Origin of the sequence: Nocardia goodfellowii (genome assembly GCF_017875645.1) — a bacterium.
Classification (GTDB): Bacteria; Actinomycetota; Actinomycetes; order Mycobacteriales; family Mycobacteriaceae; genus Nocardia; species Nocardia goodfellowii.
In genome coordinates this window covers 2,715,209-2,733,618 of record NZ_JAGGMR010000001.1, presented here as the reverse complement: position 1 = coordinate 2,733,618, position 18,410 = coordinate 2,715,209, and the positions used below count along the sequence as shown (strand labels likewise).

General features: G+C 68.4%; 12 protein-coding genes. 5 read left to right on the top strand and 7 right to left on the bottom strand.

Annotated elements, in window-relative coordinates; translation table 11 throughout:
• Positions 1 to 39 precede the first annotated feature (39 nt).
• A complete protein-coding gene (locus BJ987_RS12125) occupies positions 40 to 921 on the top strand; it encodes a hypothetical protein (RefSeq protein ID WP_209888293.1) in 882 nt (293 codons plus the stop codon).
• A gap of 58 nt (positions 922 to 979) precedes the next feature.
• Positions 980 to 2,329 (top strand): ABC1 kinase family protein, encoded by a 1,350-nt coding sequence (locus BJ987_RS12120; protein ID WP_307869582.1) that lies wholly within the window; start codon positions 980 to 982, stop codon positions 2,327 to 2,329.
• Positions 2,330 to 2,557: 228 nt separating this feature from the next.
• On the opposite strand, the gene BJ987_RS12115 is transcribed toward BJ987_RS12120, so the two are convergent.
• From BJ987_RS12115 to BJ987_RS12105, 3 genes are all read right to left on the bottom strand, one after another.
• Positions 2,558 to 2,881 (bottom strand): WhiB family transcriptional regulator, encoded by a 324-nt coding sequence (locus BJ987_RS12115; RefSeq protein WP_372446854.1) that lies wholly within the window; start codon positions 2,879 to 2,881, stop codon positions 2,558 to 2,560.
• Positions 2,882 to 3,021: 140 nt separating this feature from the next.
• A complete protein-coding gene (locus tag BJ987_RS12110) occupies positions 3,022 to 3,441 on the bottom strand; it encodes a hypothetical protein (protein ID WP_209888287.1) in 420 nt (139 codons plus the stop codon).
• Between the two features lie 202 nt (positions 3,442 to 3,643).
• Positions 3,644 to 5,785 carry an ATP-dependent DNA helicase UvrD2 gene (locus BJ987_RS12105; protein WP_209898247.1) on the bottom strand — a complete coding sequence of 714 codons (2,142 nt, stop codon included), beginning with the start codon at positions 5,783 to 5,785 and terminating at the stop codon, positions 3,644 to 3,646.
• Between the two features lie 562 nt (positions 5,786 to 6,347).
• On the opposite strand from BJ987_RS12105, the gene BJ987_RS12100 reads away from it, so the two are divergent.
• Both BJ987_RS12100 and BJ987_RS12095 read left to right on the top strand, forming a co-directional pair.
• Positions 6,348 to 6,773 carry a low temperature requirement protein A gene (locus tag BJ987_RS12100; protein ID WP_209888284.1) on the top strand — a complete coding sequence of 142 codons (426 nt, stop codon included), beginning with the start codon at positions 6,348 to 6,350 and terminating at the stop codon, positions 6,771 to 6,773.
• A 90-nt stretch (positions 6,774 to 6,863) separates the two neighbouring features.
• Positions 6,864 to 7,094: a mycoredoxin gene (locus BJ987_RS12095; protein WP_245366889.1), complete on the top strand. Its 231-nt coding sequence runs from the start codon at positions 6,864 to 6,866 to the stop codon at positions 7,092 to 7,094.
• Here the strand turns inward: BJ987_RS12095 and nudC are convergent.
• Together nudC and BJ987_RS12085 are read right to left on the bottom strand one after the other, a co-directional pair.
• Positions 7,091 to 7,993: an NAD(+) diphosphatase gene (gene nudC, locus BJ987_RS12090; RefSeq protein ID WP_209888278.1), complete on the bottom strand. Its 903-nt coding sequence runs from the start codon at positions 7,991 to 7,993 to the stop codon at positions 7,091 to 7,093. The genes BJ987_RS12095 and nudC overlap by 4 nt on opposite strands.
• 51 nt (positions 7,994 to 8,044) lie before the next feature.
• Positions 8,045 to 9,109: a potassium channel family protein gene (locus BJ987_RS12085; RefSeq protein WP_307869581.1), complete on the bottom strand. Its 1,065-nt coding sequence runs from the start codon at positions 9,107 to 9,109 to the stop codon at positions 8,045 to 8,047.
• A 209-nt stretch (positions 9,110 to 9,318) separates the two neighbouring features.
• On the opposite strand from BJ987_RS12085, the gene BJ987_RS12080 reads away from it, so the two are divergent.
• Positions 9,319 to 9,714 (top strand): DoxX family protein, encoded by a 396-nt coding sequence (locus BJ987_RS12080; protein WP_209888272.1) that lies wholly within the window; start codon positions 9,319 to 9,321, stop codon positions 9,712 to 9,714.
• Between the two features lie 6 nt (positions 9,715 to 9,720).
• Here the strand turns inward: BJ987_RS12080 and BJ987_RS12070 are convergent, their stop codons facing one another.
• Positions 9,721 to 13,863, bottom strand: coding sequence for a UvrD-helicase domain-containing protein (locus tag BJ987_RS12070; RefSeq protein WP_245365915.1), 4,143 nt, complete (start codon positions 13,861 to 13,863; stop codon positions 9,721 to 9,723).
• Positions 13,864 to 14,170: 307 nt separating this feature from the next.
• Positions 14,171 to 18,355 carry a PD-(D/E)XK nuclease family protein gene (locus tag BJ987_RS12065; protein WP_372446853.1) on the bottom strand — a complete coding sequence of 1,395 codons (4,185 nt, stop codon included), beginning with the start codon at positions 18,353 to 18,355 and terminating at the stop codon, positions 14,171 to 14,173.
• Positions 18,356 to 18,410 lie beyond the last annotated feature (55 nt).

Sequence of the window (18,410 nt, the reverse complement as noted above, 5' to 3'; positions counted from 1 at the left end):
GCAGGCTGGGCGGTAGGCGCGCCCGCACATACTCGGCCCATGACATCGACACATCTCGCCGTCAACGGGCCCTGCGGGCCGATGTTGCATCCCCGGGTGATGATCCTGGTGCGACCCTCCGGCGCGGTGCAACTGGGCTGGGACCCGGACACCGCGGTCGTGCTCGACCCGGCCGATCTCGACACCGCCACCGTGCTCAGCTTCCTCCGGCTGCTCGACGGCATGCGCACCCGGCCCCAGATCCTTTGGCTCGCCGAAGAATCCGGAATCCAGCCGAGCCAGGCCGCGGCGCTGCTGACCGACATCGAGGACGCCGGTCTGCTGGTCCCGCCCGAGGCAGCGGCCCGGCGCATCCGGTCGATTCGGGTGCACGGGTCCGGTCCGCTCTCGGATGCTTTGAGTATCGGCGTACGCCGGCTGGGGGTCCGGCCCATCCGGTCGCGCGGCTACACCCCCGATACCCCGATCGGCAGCTGGCACGGCGAGCTGGTGCTGCTCACCGACGAGGTGGTCCCCGACCCGCGGCTCGCCAACGACCTTGTGCTGCATCAGATTCCCCATCTGGCCGTCCACATTCGGGACGGCAAGGGAATCGTCGGCCCCCTGGTACTGCCCGGCCGGACCAGTTGCCTGCGCTGCGCGGACCTGACACGCACCGATCTCGACCCGGCCTGGCCGCATCTCGCGGCGCAGTTGCTCGGCCGGGTCGGCCAGGCTTCGACCGCGGCGGTCGCGGCAACCGCCGCGCTAGCGCTGGGCGAGTTGGAGTCGATCTTGGCGTGCTCGGCCGCCCGGACACTGGGCACCCTGGACGGCACGCTCGAGCTGGATCTGGCCTCCCATCGGATCGAGCACCGAGATTGGGCCGTCCATCCGGCCTGCGGATGCCGCGGTGTTTGCGCAGGTGGGCCCGATGAGTGACGCACGAGTCTCCAAATTGCCATGGCAAAGCCGGGGGTCCGTCGGCCATGATGGGTACGTGTCTGAGATTGTGCGCCGTGGCTCATCCCGAAATGCCAAGTTAGCCAAGATTCCGCTGGGGATCGCGGGGCGGGCCGCCGTCGGGTTCGGCAAGAAGCTGGCCGGCGGCGACAAGTCCGAAATCAACGCCCAGCTCAATCAGAAGGCCGCCGAGCAGTTGTTCACCGTCCTCGGTGAACTCAAGGGCGGCGCAATGAAGTTCGGTCAGGCGCTGAGCGTGATGGAAGCCGCGATCCCGGAGGAGTTCGGCGAGCACTACCGCGAGGCGCTCACCAAGCTGCAAGCCGCCGCGCCGCCGATGCCGGCCGCCACCGTGCACCGGGTGCTCGACGTGCAGCTGGGCACTCGGTGGCGGGAACGCTTCCAATCCTTCGACGACACTCCGGCCGCCTCGGCCAGTATCGGTCAGGTACACAAGGCGGTGTGGTCGGACGGACGCGTCGTCGCGGTGAAGGTGCAGTACCCCGGCGCGGACGAGGCGCTGCGCGCCGATCTGAAGACGCTGTCTCGAATGACGGGTCTGATCGCCTCGGTCGTCCCGGGCGCGGACGTGAAGCCGATCCTGGCCGAGATCACCGAGCGCACCGAGGAAGAACTGGACTACCGCAACGAGGCGCGCAATCAGCGCACGTTCGCCAAAGCCTTCGACGGGCACCCCCGGATCGTGGTGCCCAAGGTGGTGGCGGGCGCCCCGAAGGTGATCGTCACCGAATGGCTGGACGGCACACCGGTGTCCAAGATCATCGGCGAAGGCGCGGCGGACCCGGAGGGCACCTACGAGCTCCGCAACCGGGTCGCGGGTCTGATGGGCGAATTCCACTTCTCCTCGCCTGAGATCGCCGGCCTGCTGCACGCGGATCCGCACCCGGGCAACTTCATGATGCTGCCCGACGGGCGGCTCGCGGTCATCGATTTCGGCGCGTGCGCTCCACTACCGGATGGTTTCCCGAAAATCCTCGGGCAGATCCTCGCGCTGGCCGTCGAGGAACGGTTCGACGAACTCACCCAGGTTCTCTACGACAACGGCTGGATCATTCCCGGCCGCACCGTCACCCACCAGGAGATCGCCGACTTCCTGCGGCCGTTCACCGACCCGATCCGGACCGAGTCGTTCCACTTCACCCGCCGATGGATGCAGCGGGTGGCGGGCAAGGCCACCGACATCACCAGTGCGGAGATGAAAACCTCACGGGCGATGCAACTTCCGGCCGAGCACGTGATGATCTTCCGGGTCCTGGGCGGGTCCGTCGGGATCCTCGCGCAGCTGGACGCGGAGCTGCCCTTCATGGGTCTGGCCAATCAATGGCTGCCCGGCCTCCGCGAGGAGCGCGGCGAACTCACCAGTTGAGAGTTCCCGCCGCACCGCGAGTTCGATCCAGCTGACACCCCGACAGCTGGATCGCGCTCGCCATATGCCTTGCCGCACAACGCAAACGAACCGCCCACCTGATCACGCGGTGAGCGGTTCGTGTGCTTTCTCGTTCCTGGGCGCGCCGGCGGTCCACTAGGGCCCGCCGGGCCACGAGGACCGGAGGGAGGTATGCCGTCAGTCGCGGCATGAGCGGGCTATCGCCGCTCATGCCGGGACCGCGACCTTGCGCGGGCGACCACGCGGACGCTTGCGGGCGATCACGACACCCTGGTCGAAGATCTCACCGCCCCAAACACCCCACGGCTCACCACGGTCGATAGCCGCGGTCAGGCAGCCCTTTCGGATGGGGCAAGCCGCGCACAGGGCCTTGGCTTCCTCCAACTGGGCCGGGCTCTCGGCGAACCAGAGATCGGGATCTCCGGCGCGGCAAGGCACGGTCACCGTGGCCTCGCGAGTGCGGGTGGATCGTGCCACAGTGCGGCATGTCACGTCAGTAGCGGCCTCCGGCCAGCCTTCTGCGGTGAACACGTCGGTTCTCCTTCAGTTCGTTTGCAGCGGTTCGTTTACTTTGTCCACGAAACCGGTTCCAAACGGCTGAAGAGCCGCTTAAAAACAATGGCCACGGTTTCGCGGGTTGCGATCCGTGGCCAGGAGGTGAGGGGTGTCCCCTACCTAATTCGACACCTGTGTCGATCTCTGATCACGGTCGCTGGGTCTTGTGCGGTGCGGAGGCGGTTCGCCATCTCGACGCCGGCCGCAATATCTGCTGCCGGTCCGGCGGCCGCGGGGTTGTTGCCCGCCGGCTCATAACCGGAATCGATGACGAAGGCGCCGACCGCTGCCTGTGCAGCCGCCGGATGCCAAGCCCCGCTGGGCTTGTCTGCCTGTTGCTGGACGCAAATCGGGTGCGTAAACGAGACAGCTTTCGCCGTCACGTCGACCTTGGTTCCGAATGCGCTGACGCGAGACAGACCGATCCCCTGCAAAGCGGAGATCCCCCGGGAGGCAAATGCACTGTCGAACGACATGGCCGCACCGGCCACAACGCTGAACGCGTTGAGGCTTCTGGCGATGCTGATGTTGTTCATCGGTCTGCCTCCCTCCTTCTCTCGTCGATCTGTCAACTGTGCGCGCTGGGATTACCTCCCGGTGCGTGTTCCCACCATATGCAATGCGGGAGAAACCGACAACCTATTTTCTACCTGCGGTTTTGTAGATTTTTCCGAGCAATCTTCGGGCTCAGCGGGTTTCGGCCACGGGTGGGCTCGGTCACGCTACAGGACTCTTGTTTCACCGCGCGCGGGCGCGCATCCGCGAGGCGACGATCGCGAGGACGTCCGCCCCGTACTCGGTGATCTTCTTCGCCCCGATCCCGGCGATCGCGCCCAACGCCCGGTCATCGGCGGGCAATTGCTCGGCAATCGCGGTGAGCGTGGTGTCGGTGAAGATCACGAACTCGCGCACCCGCAGCACTTCGGCCTTCTCCGCGCGCCATTCCTTGAGGGCATCGAGCAGGACGTTGTCCAGCTCGGCAGGGCATCGACGGCACCGGCCGAGCATGGTCGCATAGGTGCCGATCAGCGGTTTCGCACAGACCCGGCAGGACGGGCGGATGCCGCCGCCCTTCTTTTCCGGCACCGGCGCGGCGATGCGGGAGGCCGGTGAGTCGTCCGGGACGAGGCCGTTCAGGAACCGGGACCGGCGCCGGGTGCGCCGGCTGCCCTGGTTACGGGACAGCGCCCAGGACAGACGCAGATGCTCGCGGGCCCGGGTGACCCCGACGTAGAACAACCGCCGTTCCTCCTCGAGCGCGGCGACGTCCGCGACCGAGCCGTCACCGGCCAGCACGTGCTGGATCGGCATGGTGCCGTCGACCAGGCCCACCAGGAATACCGCGTCCCACTCCAGCCCCTTGGCGGCATGCAGCGACGCCAAGGTGACGCCCTGGACGGTCGGTGGGTGCCTGGCCTCGGCGCGCGCGGCGAGCTCACGCAACAATCCGCCGAGATCCAGTTCTTCCTCGGCGGCGACCAGTTCCTCGGTGAGCCGGACCAGCGCTACCAGCGACTCCCATTTCTCCCGGGCCTGTGCACCCACGGGCTCGGTATTGGTGAGTCCCACCGGTGCGAGCACCGCCTTGACCAGGGTGACCAGGGCGGTTCCGCTGCGGGACTCGTCGGGCAGGTCCTCCCGGGAGGCGGCTTGGCGCAGCAGGCTCACGGCCTGCCGGACCTCGGCGCGCTGAAAGAAACCTTCCCCACCACGTACCTGATACGGGATGCCCTGTTCGGTGAGCGCTTGCTCGTAGGCCTCGGATTGCGCGTTGATCCGGTACAGCACCGCGATCTCCGCGGCCGGGACACCGTCCTTGATCAGCGTTTTGATCTGCCGGGCCACCGCGGACGCCTCGGCCGGCGCGTCGTCGTACTCGGCGAACACCGGTTCCGGGCCGTCGGGCCGCTGGCCGATCAATTGCAACCTGGTCCCCGCGATCCGGCCCCGCGCGGCGCCGATCACCCGATTGGCCAGCGACACCACCTGCGGGGTGGAGCGGTAGTCGCGTTCCAGCCGGACGACCGTCGCCTCGGGGAATCGGCGCGAGAAGTCGAGCAGATAGGACGGGGTCGCGCCGGTGAACGAGTAGATCGTCTGGTTCGCGTCACCGACCACGGTGAGGTCGTCGCGATCGCCGAGCCAGGCGTCGAGCACTCGCTGCTGCAACGGCGTGACGTCCTGATATTCGTCGACCACGAAACTGCGGTAGCGACTTCGGAACTCTTCCGCGACGGCGGGATAGTCTTCCAGCGCGGCGGCCGTGTGCAGCAGCAGGTCGTCGAAGTCCAGCAGCAATCCGTCCGGCGATGTCTTCAGGCTTTCGTAGGCCGAGTACACCTCGGCGATCCGTGCCGGATCGGACGGCGTCTCCCGCCGATGTTTGGCCACCGCCGCCGGATAGTCCTCCGGCGCGATCAGCGTGCCCTTCGCCCACTCGATCTCACTGAGCAGATCTCGCACGCTCTCCGTCGACGCGGACAGCCCCGCCCGGTGCGCCGCCTGCGCCACGATCTGGAACTTGCCATCGATCAACCGCCACGACACCTCCCCCACGATCTGCGGCCAGAAGTACTTGAGCTGACGCAATGCCGCCGCGTGAAATGTCCTGGCCTGCACCTGATTCGCATCACCCCCGAGCCCCAGCTCACGCAAGCGGCTGCGCATCTCCCCCGCCGCTCGCGCCGTGAACGTCACGGCCAGCACCTGGTCGGCCTTCACATGCCCGGCCGACACCAGATGCGCGATGCGATGCGTGATGGTCCTGGTCTTGCCCGTCCCCGCACCGGCCAACACACATACCGGCCCGCGCGGCGCCTTTACGGCGGCCGCCTGCTCGGGATCCAGGGCAGCGAGGTCGAGGGGCACGAGCACCATCATGACAGCCGGGTCCGACAAGCGGACGCGTCACCACAGACCTGTCGGCGGCACACCGGAGGAGCGACACGCCAGAAAGTTGCTGTGATGTGCGAAAGCGGTTGCATTCCAACGTGGTCCACGCCGCGCCCAGGAGGGAGGTGGTGGGGAATGGCGAAACATCGCCGGGTGAAGAGTGATACCCCGGTCGATTACGGCGTTTGCTTCTGTCTGACAGGAGTAGCCGTAATCGCCGGGGCGCTCATTTACCACTTGGTCCGCCGAGGGCTGACTAGGTAAATCCCCAACCAGGTGGGGCGTCGTTCCAGCAAACGGCGTCTCACCGCCCTCGGCATCACTCGCGTGACGTGCTCCACTCTACCTATCGGCGCAGGTGGAGTCGACCTTTTCCCGCAGGACGGATCGGCGTCCAGGTGGACGGCGTGGCGGGCCGGACTGACCGACCGCCCAGGACTATTACTGTCTCGGTGACCACCGAGACACCGCAGGGACCGGCTGAGACGCGGGAGCGGCACGCCTCCTGGGCGACCTCGGGCTGTATGTGCTGCTCTACCTTGCGTTTTGGATGGTGTGGGCGGTGATCATGCTGTACGGCGGTGTGGCCAGGTTGCTCGGCGGTGCCGAGACCGGCCTGTCCCGCAGGCATGTGATGGTGCTGCACTGCTTCCTCACCGGCGCGATAGCCACCATCGCGGGCGGGCTCGGCCTGGCCATCGACCATGCCTCCGGGCATCTGACCGCGGGCATCGGCTGGTCACTGTGCGGTGGCGTGGCCGCGTATTTCGCCATCAACGCCTTGCTCGGTCTGTTTACGCACGCTGGCTGGACACGGAGTCTGATCTGGCCTGTGCCGTGTGCGCTGATCGCCGTCGCGCTCGGTGTCTTCGCCCCGCATATCGGCGCGCTGGGACTGGTCTGCGGATTGGCCGGGGTGATCCTGTGGCCGCTGCTGTGGGAGTACCGGGCCGCCCGGCAGACGCACACGGCGTGACGCTCAGCAGTCGAGCGGCATGCACCCAGGAACAGGATGCGTGCCGTGAGCGTTGAAGCAACCGTGACTGACGCGAACGTTGATCTGACGATGTACTCGACCACCTGGTGCGGTTACTGCCGGCGGCTCAAGAAGCAGCTGGACGAGTCCGGCATCAGCTACGTCGAGATCGATATCGAGCAGGACCCTGCCTCGGCGGAATTCGTCGGCAGCGTCAACAACGGGAACCACGTGGTGCCGACGGTGAAGTTCGCCGACGGTTCCACGGCGACCAACCCGTCGCTGGCCGCCGTCAAGCAGCATCTCGCGACGCTGGCCTAGGAGTCGAGCTCGGCCCAGGATTCGACGATGGTGCGGGCGATGGAGATCGACCCGGGCAGCAGCAGGCGGTTGCCCTCTTTCTGCGCGGACCAGTCGCCCAGCGCCAGCGCTTCGCGCACCTCGGCGCGGGTGAACCAGTGGGCCTCGGCGATCTCGCCGTCCGAGAACGCCAACGGCTGCTCCGGATCGGCGACGGCGGCGAACCCGAGCATCAGCGACCGCGGGAACGGCCACGGCTGGCTGCCCAGGTAGTGGATGTCGCGGAGGTCGACCCCGACCTCCTCCTTCACCTCGCGCTCGACGCAGCGCTCGAGGGATTCGCCCGCTTCCACGAAACCGGCCAGCAGCGAGAACAGTGTCTTGGGCCAGGTGTGCTGCCGGGCCAGCAGCACCCGGTCACCGCCGTCGTGGATCAGGCAGATCACCGCCGGGTCGATGCGCGGGAATTCCTCGTGGCCACTCTCGGTGACTCGGGACCAGCCGGCTTTCGCCGCGACCGTGACGCTGCCGTCGGCGGCGTTGTATCCAGCTTTGTCGTGCCAGTTCAGCAGGGCGATCGCGGTGGACAGCAGGCCAGCGGTGTAGTCGTCGACCTCGTTCGCGGCGACCCTCAGGTCCATCAGGGTGCCGGTGATCTCGTTGTCCCGGACCGCCCAGACATGCTTACCCTCGCCGAGACCGAGGAACACCGCGGCCGGGTCCGGTTCGGCCGAAAGGTCGGTGGCCGCGTCCAGGACCAGTGCGTTGCCCTCGAATCGGACCTGGCCGCGCTTGTTCACCCGCAGTAACCGGGCTTGTGCCCAGCCTTCCTTCAGTGCTTGTTCGTCGGCGCGGATCTCCTCGGCCCGATCGACGACAGAGCGCGAGAGCAGGGGGACACCATTCAGCTGGAACGACACGCGTCAAGACTAGCGGCGCGCGCCTGCCCGCCTGCGGGGCGGCCGCTCCCCTTACTTATGGGTGCGACGAATATAGAGCAGCTTGTCGCCCGCCTCGATGGCGTCGACGGCCGGCTCCCCCACCCGAACCAGCGTCCCATCGCGCACCACGCCCAGCACGATATCGCTGAGATGCCTTGGGGATCCGCCGATTTCGGACGGTTCCACCTCGCGTTCGGCGACCGCGAAACCCTGCTCCGGGGTAAGCAGATCCTCCATGATCTCCACGACATTCGGTGTGGTGGTGGCGACGCCGAGCAGCCGGCCCGCGGTCTCCGAGGACACCACGACCGAGTCCGCGCCGGATTGCCGCAGCAGATGGGTGTTCTCGGCTTCGCGCACCGCCACCACGATCTTCGCGGCCTTGTTGAGTTCACGGGCGGTCAGTGTGATCAGCACGGCGGTGTCGTCGCGGTTGGCGGCGACGACCACCGAGGCGGCATTCTGCACACCCGCCAGCCGCAGCACGTCCGATCGGGTGGCCGAACCGTGCACGGTTACCAGGCCCGCGTTCGCGGCGGCGTCCAGCACCTCGAGATCGGTGTCGACCACGACGATGTCGGCCGGCTGTACGCCGTCGCCGAGCATGGCGTCGATCGCGGTACGCCCCTTCGTGCCGTATCCGACAACCACGGTGTGATTACGCACGCTGCGCCTCCAACGCTGAATCTTGAATGCCTGCCGGGAACGTTCGGTGAGCACGCCGAGGGTGGTACCGACGAGCACGATGAGGAACAGCACTCGCAGCGGCGTGATGATGATGATGTTGGCCAGTCGCGCCGCCGGCGACACCGGCGAGATATCGCCGTAGCCGGTGGTGGACAGGGACACCGTCGCGTAATAGAAGGCGTCGAGGAACGACAGCTCGTCCTCGGAGACATCTCGATACCCATGCCGCCCGACGTAGACCACCGTCGCCGCGGTGAACAGTAGACCGATCGCGAACAGCACCCGGCGGATCAGCTGCGTCCACGGACTCGTCTGCACTTCGGGGATCCGCAGCAGACCGACCAGCGCGAAATGCGGACGAGCGGAGACGCCGCGCTTGATCGCGTTCTCCTCGAACTCACTCAACACCGGTCTCACCACCCCTGTCGCTGCTTCCGACGAACTCCGGCATGACATCTCGCTCCGGCACGACACGGGAGCCTACCGCGAGATCGGTGCGATGCCCGGCCGAGGCGCGATCCGGCCGGCAAGCTCGGATGCCGGGAGTAGTGGCATGGATTCGAGGTTATGCGGTACGCCGACTCGACGGAAGGCACGCGCGGATGTCAGGGTGAGTCATGGCTCAGATCGAAATCGACCACGGGCGACGGCCCGCGCTTGCCCTCGCTACCTTGTTGTTCGGAAGCGGGGTCCTGCATTTCGTCGCGCCGAAACCGTTCGATTCGATCGTGCCGCGGCAACTGCCCGGCCAGGCCCGGACCTACACCTATGTCTCCGGAGTGGCCGAATTGGGCGTGGCCGCCGCCCTCGCGGTCCCCAGCACCCGTCGCTTCGGTGGTCGCCTGGCGGCGTTGCTGTTCATCGCGGTGTTCCCGGCCAATGTGCAGTTCGCGGTGGACATGCTGAACAGCGAGAAGGCGCCGCAGGTCATGAAGATCGGCTCGGTCCTGCGACTGCCGTTGCAGATCCCGTTGATCACCCAGTCGCTGAAGGTCAGCCGCCGGGCACGGTGACGCGAGTTAGCGGGCGGCGGGCGGGGCCGAGCGGCGGATGAGGTCGGCCAGTTCGGCCGGGCCCGGTAGGTGACGGGGGGCGATGGTGCGCCCGGTTCGGACGTAATGGAAAGCGGCACTGATCTTTTCGAGCATGGCGGCTTCGGTGGCGCCGGTGCGGGCGACCATCAGGCGAGCCCAGGCCAGGCGGTAGATGGCCAGCTGCATGGCGACGGCGGGCTCGTCGCCGGGTCCGGGAACGGCGCCGGTCTTCCAGTCGACGACAACCCAGCCGCCGTCGGGTTCGGCGAAGACCGCGTCCATCCGGCCGCGGATGACGGTGCCCGCGATGGAGGTTTCGAACGGGATCTCCACCTCGACCGGGCTGCGATTGGCCCACGGTGAGTTGAGGAACGCGTCCTGCATGCGAGTGAGTTCGGCGTCGACGCCCGCGTCAGCGCTGTCGAGGTCGCCGACGCCGGGAAGTTGATCCAAGCCGACCAATCGGCTGTCGCTGAACCAGCGCTGCACCCAGGCATGGAAGGCGGTGCCGCGGCGCGCCAGCGGATTCGGCGGGAACGGCAGCGGACGGCGCAGGCGGCGAGCGAGTTTCGCCGGATCCGCGCGCATCTCCACCAGCGCGGTCGCCGGAATCTGCCCCGGCAGTTCGACTTCCTCCGCCGCGGCTTGATCGGCCTCGAACTCGGCGAGCAGAGCATCCACGTCGGCAGCCCACCCGTCCGGGTCATCGGGGTCGACCGGCGGGACGTATTCGTCCGGCGGCGGAATGAAATCGTCCGGAAGCGGGGCGAACTCGTCCAGGATCGGCGGGATGTCATCGGGCGCGGAGAATTCCACCAGCGGGTGGACGAAATCGTCTGGTGGTAGAGATGTTTCGTCCGGAGGCGGTGGAATCTCTTCCCACGCTGCATCATCGGTGTCTTCCGGCGGCGGGAGGTCGTCCGTCGGGGTGAGGTGATCCGAGTCCGCGGACAGACCGGTATCGAGCCGGACGAAATCCGGTGGCAGCGGAACCGAAACGGTGGTCAGCTGGGCGCGCTCCCACGGGGTTGCCACGCTGGGACGCTTGGTTGGACCAGCATCGGAATGCGCGAAAGCGGACGGGGGGCGGTCGCGCTGATCGAGCGGGGCTTCAGGGTCACCACCGGACGGCCGTTCGGGGTCGCTGAGCGGCGACGTTACAAGTTCATCAGGGGTGGAGACGGGGGCGTGGTCTCGCTCGGCTACTGGTGCCGTGGGTCGGGCGGCTTGTGCTCGTAGTTCGGCCAGGGCGGCGCGGACCATGGCCGCGCCCTGCTCGATCGGGTCGCGGCGGTTGCCGAGGGGATCGCGCGGCCATTCCGCGGTCGCGGGGTTGTCGGTGAAAGGGTTGACGGCGTCGGGTTCGGGCGGGTCGTCCCAGCGGGGGATGTCGATGCCGCCCGCAGTGTCGGCGGCGTGCTTCAACTCCAGCAGGAAATCCGAGGGGCCCTTCGGGGACGAACCGGTTTCGGCCCAGTGATGCGCCGAAACCAGCAGCACGCGTTCGGTTCTGGTGAGCGCGACATAGAACAGCCGGCGATCCTCGTCGAGGCGGCGGCGGTCCAGGGCGTCCTTATGTGCCTTGATGGCACGTTCGAGGTCGGCGCGGTCGTAGAGATCGGCGAGGTCGAGCACCGGGACGCCCTCGGCGGCGTCCTCTTGCATGCGGTCGCCGCGCAAGCTGGTCGGGAGTTCGGCCAGCGCGCCGAGCCAGGTGCCGGAGGCGGCACCGGAAGGGAAGACGCCGCGGACCACGTGCGGTACGGCGACGATTTCCCATTCCAAGCCCTTGGCGGCATGCACCGTCAAGATTTGAACGCGATCCTTCGCTACCTCGACTTCGCCTGGCTCCAAACCATTTTCGACGGATTCGGCGGCGGCGAAGAAGGCGAGCAGACCGCTCAGCGAGGCGCCGGAGTCGGCGGAGTAGCCCGCGACCACTTCGGCGAAGGCGTCCAAATGCTCACGGCCCGCACCGGTTCCGGCCATGGCGCGGCGGGCCTGGGTTTCCACGCCGACCCCGATGGTGCGTTCGACATCGGCGACCAACTCCGCGAGCGGCTGTCCGCTGCGCTCACGCAGCGCGGAAAGTTCCCGGCCCAATGCTTCGATGCGAGCGAACCCGGACGCCGAATAGTTCTCCGCGTCACCGGGATCGGCGATCGCGTCGGCCAGACCGGCCTGCTCGGCGGGTTCGGGAGCCACTTCGCGCAGGGCATCCGCGAGGGTCGCGCTATCGGTGATCTCGCCCGAGTCGCCGCCGGACAGCCTGCTGATCGACAGGTCGCGGGCCCGCCGGGCCAGTGCGGCGATATCGGCGACACCGATGCGCCAGCGAGCGCCGGTGAGGATACGCATGGCGGCACTACCGGCGGCCGGTTCGGCGATCAAGCGCAGGGTCGCGACGATATCGGCGACCTCGGGGGTGGCCAGCAGGCCGCCGAGCCCGACGATTTCGACCGGAAGGCCCTGTGCGCGCAGCGCTTCGGCGAGCGGAGAGGCGTCGGCATTACGGCGCACCAGCACCGCGGAGGTAGGCGGCGGTTCCTCCGCGTCCCGGCGCGCCGCCCATTCGGCCGCGATCTTTTCGGCCACCCACTGCCGCTCCTCGGCCACGGTTTCGGTGAGCGCCAGTTCCACGACGCCCTGCCCCGCATCGGGTTTGGCGCGCAACGCGTCGACAGTCACCCCACCCTTGTCGATGGCACTGCGGCGCAACGGATCCGCGACCAGGTTGGCCACCGCGAGCGCTTCCGGCGGATTCCGCCAGCTCGTCAGCAACGGCAGCGTGGGAGCGGGAACGCCGGGAGCCAGCGGAAAGTCGGTCGCGAACCGTGGCAGGTTCGCAGCGGACGCGCCGCGCCAACCGTAGATGGACTGCATCGGGTCACCCACCGCGGTAACCGCCAAACGCTGTGCGCCGCTTACAGTTTGATCCGGCACGTCCGCGGCTTGGCCCGCGCGCTGATCCGAACCGGCACGGCGATGTTGCCCCGCTTCGCCGGACTCGGCCACCGCGTCGATTTCCGACCGGCTCGACACTCGCTGCCGAGCGACATCATCGGCAGGCTGTACGACACCGCTGGCGGGACGAGCGGCACCATCAGGGGAACGACCCACACCGTCAGCGCGGCGAGCCACGTCGCCCGCAGGGCCGGCGACATCGTCAGCGCGGCGGGCTCCCCGCTGTGCACGCGATCGGTCCTCGGTTCGTGGTCCGGTACCGCCGAAGAGTGCGGCGAGCAGGACGCGTTGGGCGTGGCCGGTGTCCTGGTATTCGTCGAGGAGTACGAGGCGGAAACGGGCGCGTTCGGCGGCCGCGACCTCGGGGTGCTCGGCGGCGAGGCGGGCGGCGAGCGACATCTGCGCACCGAAATCCAGTGCGCCACGGCGACGTAGCGCTTCCGCGAGCTGCTGCACCAGGGGCAGCAACGCGACGCGCTCCTTCTGTACTTCGAGGATGCCGCGCAGAGTTTGGCTGGGTCCGCCGCGCTGACGCGGACCGGGCGGCAAGGTGTGGACCAGCTTCTCCAACTCGGTGTGCGCCTCGGCCAACTGCTCGGCTTCCACCAGATGCTCGGCGAGTTGACCGGACAGCGCGAGTACCGCTTCGGTGACCGACACCGGGGTTCGATCGGTCTCGAGGTCACCGTCCCAGTTGCGGACGACCTGGTGCGCGAGCTGCCACAACTGGGTCTGAGTGAGCAGCGTGGCCGAAGGCTCGACCGGCAGCAACAGACCATGCTCGGTCAGCAGCCTGCCCGCGTACGAGTGATAGGTGCTGATCTCCGGTTCCGCACCGGCCAACTGGGCACGCAGATCCCCGGTGGAATCCAGCTCCCGCAGCAGCGGCGCCCCCGCCAGCCGAGCCAGCCGCGTCCGGATACGAGAAGTCAACTGCTGCGCCGCTTTTCGCGTGAACGTCAGGCCGAGCACCTGATCCGGCAACACCAGCCGATTGGCCACCATCCACACCACACGCGCGGCCATGGTCTCGGTCTTCCCCGCCCCCGCACCGGCCACCACCAGCGTGGGCCCCGCCGGCGCGGCGATCACCGCCGCCTGCTCATCGGTCGGCGGCGGAAGCCCCAACGCCTCGGCCAACTGCCGCGGAGTCACCCGACTCATGCCCGCACCCCGAAACAACCCACCCCGGCCGAGCCACATCCCCGCCCCGGAGCAGCCATCCCCCACCGAGCACCACCCCGCCGTGCACGTGATCTACTCCCGCCGACCGCGACCAGCGAGACAAGGCGATGCACCAGGCAGCTCAGGCAGTGCGCCGCACCCATCACGCTCCAGTCGACCGCCATCCACGAGACATGACGGCGCTGGGAGTAGCCCGGGTGTCGCGTAGCAACCGCCGTGGTCGCCGCTCTGGGGTAGGCGGCGACTGGTGGCATACGGCGGATCGGTTGTAATTCGCGGGGCGTCGTCATTCGTCGGTCACCTGCCGGCCGGTGTCTTGGACGGGGCAGGAGCCGGCGACGGCGCAGTGGCGGCAGCCGTCGTTGCGCATGGCGAGGTAGCTGGGGCCGCGGGTGGCGGCGGCGGCGTCGTGGATGGTGGTGCGCCACTGGTCGAGGGCTTCGGCGTCCAGTGGGGGTTGCAGGCGTTGGGTGGCGCCTTCTTTGGCGCTGGGCTTGGCGACGTAGACGAGGCGGGCGCCGCCGGGTTCGGCGGTCTGCGCGGGATCAGGTCCGTCGGAAGGGTGGTCCGGGCCGGAATCACCTGGCGGGGTTGCCGATTCGAGGGGAGGGGTCGAATCCGCCGAGGCACTGTCGCTTTCGCCGAGGGCCGCGTCCAGTGCGCCCATGGCGGCGGCTACCTGGTAGGTGGCGAGTTGGGCGTGGTCGATGGCGGCCTGTTTGGTGATCGGGCTCTTGCCGGTCTTCACATCGACGATGACGAAGCGGCCGAGCGCGTCGCGTTCCAGGCGGTCGACGCGACCGCGGATGCGGACGGGGCGTTCGGCTTCGGTGCGGGCGGGCAGTTCGCAGTCGACCGGGATTTCGACGCCGGCCTGAGTGAGTTCACCGCGGGTGTTGTGCACCCAGGCCATGAAAGTTTCCAGCATGGCTTCGGTGCGGCGGAGTTCCTGGCGGGAGTGCCAGCCGGTGCCGGGATCGATGGCGCGCCAAGCCTTGTCGAGGGCGGCGCGCACCTGGGATTCGGGGACGCGGCCTGCCAGCGCCTGCACCAGGGTGTGCACCAGGTTGCCTTTGACGGCATGCGGGTTGTCGCCGTCGGTGCCGCCGTGGCGTTCCAGCGCCCAGCGCAGCGGGCAGGTGCGCAGCAGTTCCACGGTCGACGGGGAGAGCGCTACAGCGCTGTCGTCATCGGCCCACAGCGAATCCTCGGAGCTCAGATCGTTTGTGCCATACCATTCTTCGGGATGGGTGCCCGGCACACCGGCCTGCGCGAGGCGAGCGAGTTGATGGGCGGCACGGCCGCGTCGCTCCGGATCGGACTCGGGATCGCAGACCACACCGCGCAATTCGGCCACCAGGGAATGCATGACGAGGGCGCGTCCGGGATCGGCGATGGGGAGCACACCGGGTTCGCTGTCATCGTCATGTCCGAGCAGTTCGGCGAGGAAGCGGGACGGCACGAGATCCCGTTCGCCGGACACGGATTCGACGGCGGTGACCAGTAGCGATCGCCGGGCGCGACTGCACGCCACGAGCAGCAACCGGCGTTCCTCGGCGAGGATCGGCGCGGCCCGGCTGACCTGCTCCCCCAGCGCGATGCCCGCCGTCAGATCGACCAGATCCTCGGTGTGCAGGAGGGTGCCGCGCGGCCGGGTGTTCGGCCAGATACCTTCCTGCACAGCGGCGACCGCGACCACGTCCCACTCCCGGCCCGCCGCCGCATGCGCGCTGAGCAGCGCGACTGCCTCACCAGGCGCGGTCAACGGGGCGGTGTCCTGCGGGATCTCTTGCTGCACAAGATATTCGACGAATCCCTCGATGCTCGCGCGCGGTAGCCGATCCACGTAGGCGGCGGCCGCGTCGAACAACCCGACCGCGGCGTCGAGATCGCGATCGGCCTGCATACCGACCGCACCACCGCGTTCGGACTGCGCGACCCAGCGACGCTCCAGCTGCGAGGTGCTCCACAGGGCCCACATCACCTCTTCGAGCCCCGCGCCGTCCTTGCGGGCCTTGGCGGCTCGGTCGAGCGCGTCGAGCACCCGGCGCAGCGGCCTGGCCTCGACGTCGGTCAACTTGTCCATGATCGATCGGTCGATCTCGCCGATCAGCAAGCCGCGCAGGACTTCGGCCGAGGACAATTCGATCAGCGCCGCGATATCCATGACCCGCTCGGCGACATCATCGGTAGTGTCGATGGCCGGGCCCAGCTCACGCCGCTCCGGCTCGGTGGGCACCACCGGCGGCCGTCCGCGCCTGCTGTCGTCGGCGTGCTCGGCGACCTCCAGACCCCAATCCGAATCGTCACCGTACCAATCGGATTCGCTGACCCACTGCTCCGGATCGTAGGAACCCCAATCGGGATCGTCGGCCTCCGCCCCGGGATCGTCGGCCTCCACCCCGGGATCGTCGGACTCCATCCAGGGTCCGTCGGCATCCAACTCGGGACCGTCGGCACCCATCCCGAGACCAGCGGCATCCAACTCGGGACCGTCACCCATCCTGGCACCGTCAGCATCCAACTCGGGACCGTCACCCATCCTGGCACCGTCAGCATCCATCCCGAGACCAGCGGCATCCATCCCGAGACCGTCAGCATCCATCCCGAGACCAGCGGCACCCAACTCGGGACCGTCAGCACCCAACCCAGAACCAGCGGGCACAGCCTGAAATACCGTCGGGCCGTCAGAATCCTCACCGGGAGCGCTATCGGCTGCCGAGCCCAGTCCGGCCTCGCCAACGTCCTCGGAATCACTGCCGGGCTCCCAGTCGGATTCGGATCGCAACCAATCGAATTCGCTGACGAGTTCCTCGTCGAAAGAATCCCCGGCAGCCGACAGAGCTGCCGCCGAGTCGTCTCCGATATCGGTGGCACCCTGACGTCCCGGTTTGCGCTGCGACTCCAGCACACTGCGCCGGATACCGCGACGAAGCCGCCGTAGCGTGATCTGGTCTGCGCCACCGAGCGGACCGCCGAGCAGGTCGAGCGCGTCGTCGGCGGTGAACATTTCCGCGGCCGCGCGCCGGGAGCGTTCCGAGGCCAGCACGGCACGCAATGCGAGCAGCATCCAGGCCGCGCCGCGCCGCCGGGCCAGCGGAACATCGAGGGCGGGCTGCTGGACCGGGACTCCGGCGGCGAGCAGGGCACGGCGCAGCGGAGCGAGGGACAGCGGAACCGAACGCACGATCACCGCCATGCGCGACCAGGGCACACCGTGCGTGAGGTGAGCCCGCCGCAAATGGTCAGCGATCAGCGCCGCCTCCTTGGCCGGGGAGGCCAGGACGCGCACCCGGACGGTGGCGCCGTCGTCCTCGGGTTCGTCGGCGCGGTTGGGCAGCGTGAAGCGGTGCGGGGCACTGGCCGGCAACTTGGCGGCGACCCGGGCAAGCGCCAGATGCACCGCCGCGCCGGATCTTTGGTTGCGCCGCAGGATGATTCGGCGCTCATCCGGCACATCCAGGTCGGCGAGGAAGCTGGAGTCGGCGCCGCGGAAGGTGAAGATGGCCTGATCGGGATCGCCGGCGACGACCGCGGTGTGTGCGGCGGTGCCGATCACCCGGACCAGCAGCGCGGCCTGGGGGTCCAGCTGCTGCGCGTCGTCCACCAGCAGGTATCGGATGCGGTTGCGTTCGGCGGCCAGCAGATTCGCGTCCGCCGCGAGGGCGTCGAGGGCGGCGCCGATGAGTTCGGCGGCATCCAGCGCTGGAGCGGTGGCCTCGGGCGCCTCCACGCCGACCGACCAGCGCAGCAGCATGGCCTGCTCGTAGCGCACGGCGAACCTGCCCGCCGCGACCCATTCGGACTTGCCGTGCTCCCGGCCCAGCTTGATCAGATCCTCGGGGCCGATACCGCGCTCGGTGGCGCGCAGCATGAGATCTCGCAACTGTTCGGCGAACCCGCCGAGGGCGAGCGCGGGTTGCAGTCGCTGCGGCCACAGCGCGTCGTTCCCGTCGGCGATGTCCGTCAAGTCCCCGCGCAGCATTTCCCGCAGCACGGCATCCTGCTCGGCACCGGTCAGCAAACGCGGCGGCGGGTTGCCGTGCACCAGCGCGTGCCGCCGCAACACCGAGAACGCGTAGGAGTGCAGAGTCCGCACCAGCGGCTCGCGAGTCGCGCCGGGTACACCACCGTCCAGCCCGTCCGGACCGGCCAGTCGCGCGGTGATCGCATCCCGCACACCGCGCGCCGCCTGCTTGGAATGGGTCAGGAGCAGCACCGATTCCGGATCGGCGCCCGCCGCGATCCGTTCGGCGGCCAAGTCGACCAGCAGCGACGTCTTGCCGGTGCCCGGCCCGCCGAGCACCTGCCATGGACGCCACCCCGGACGTGCCGGCGCGTCAGCGGCGTGGGCTTCGAACAGCGCGCGCACTTCAGCGCCCCAGAGCCGCGCCCCGGGTGCCACCGCGTTCCGGCGAACAAGTCGCACCGCGCTATTCGACTGCACCACGCGGGCTATTGCAACAGACACGACCGACACACCGGGCGGCCACTCCGTACGGACGTAGTCAACATCACCGTCGCCG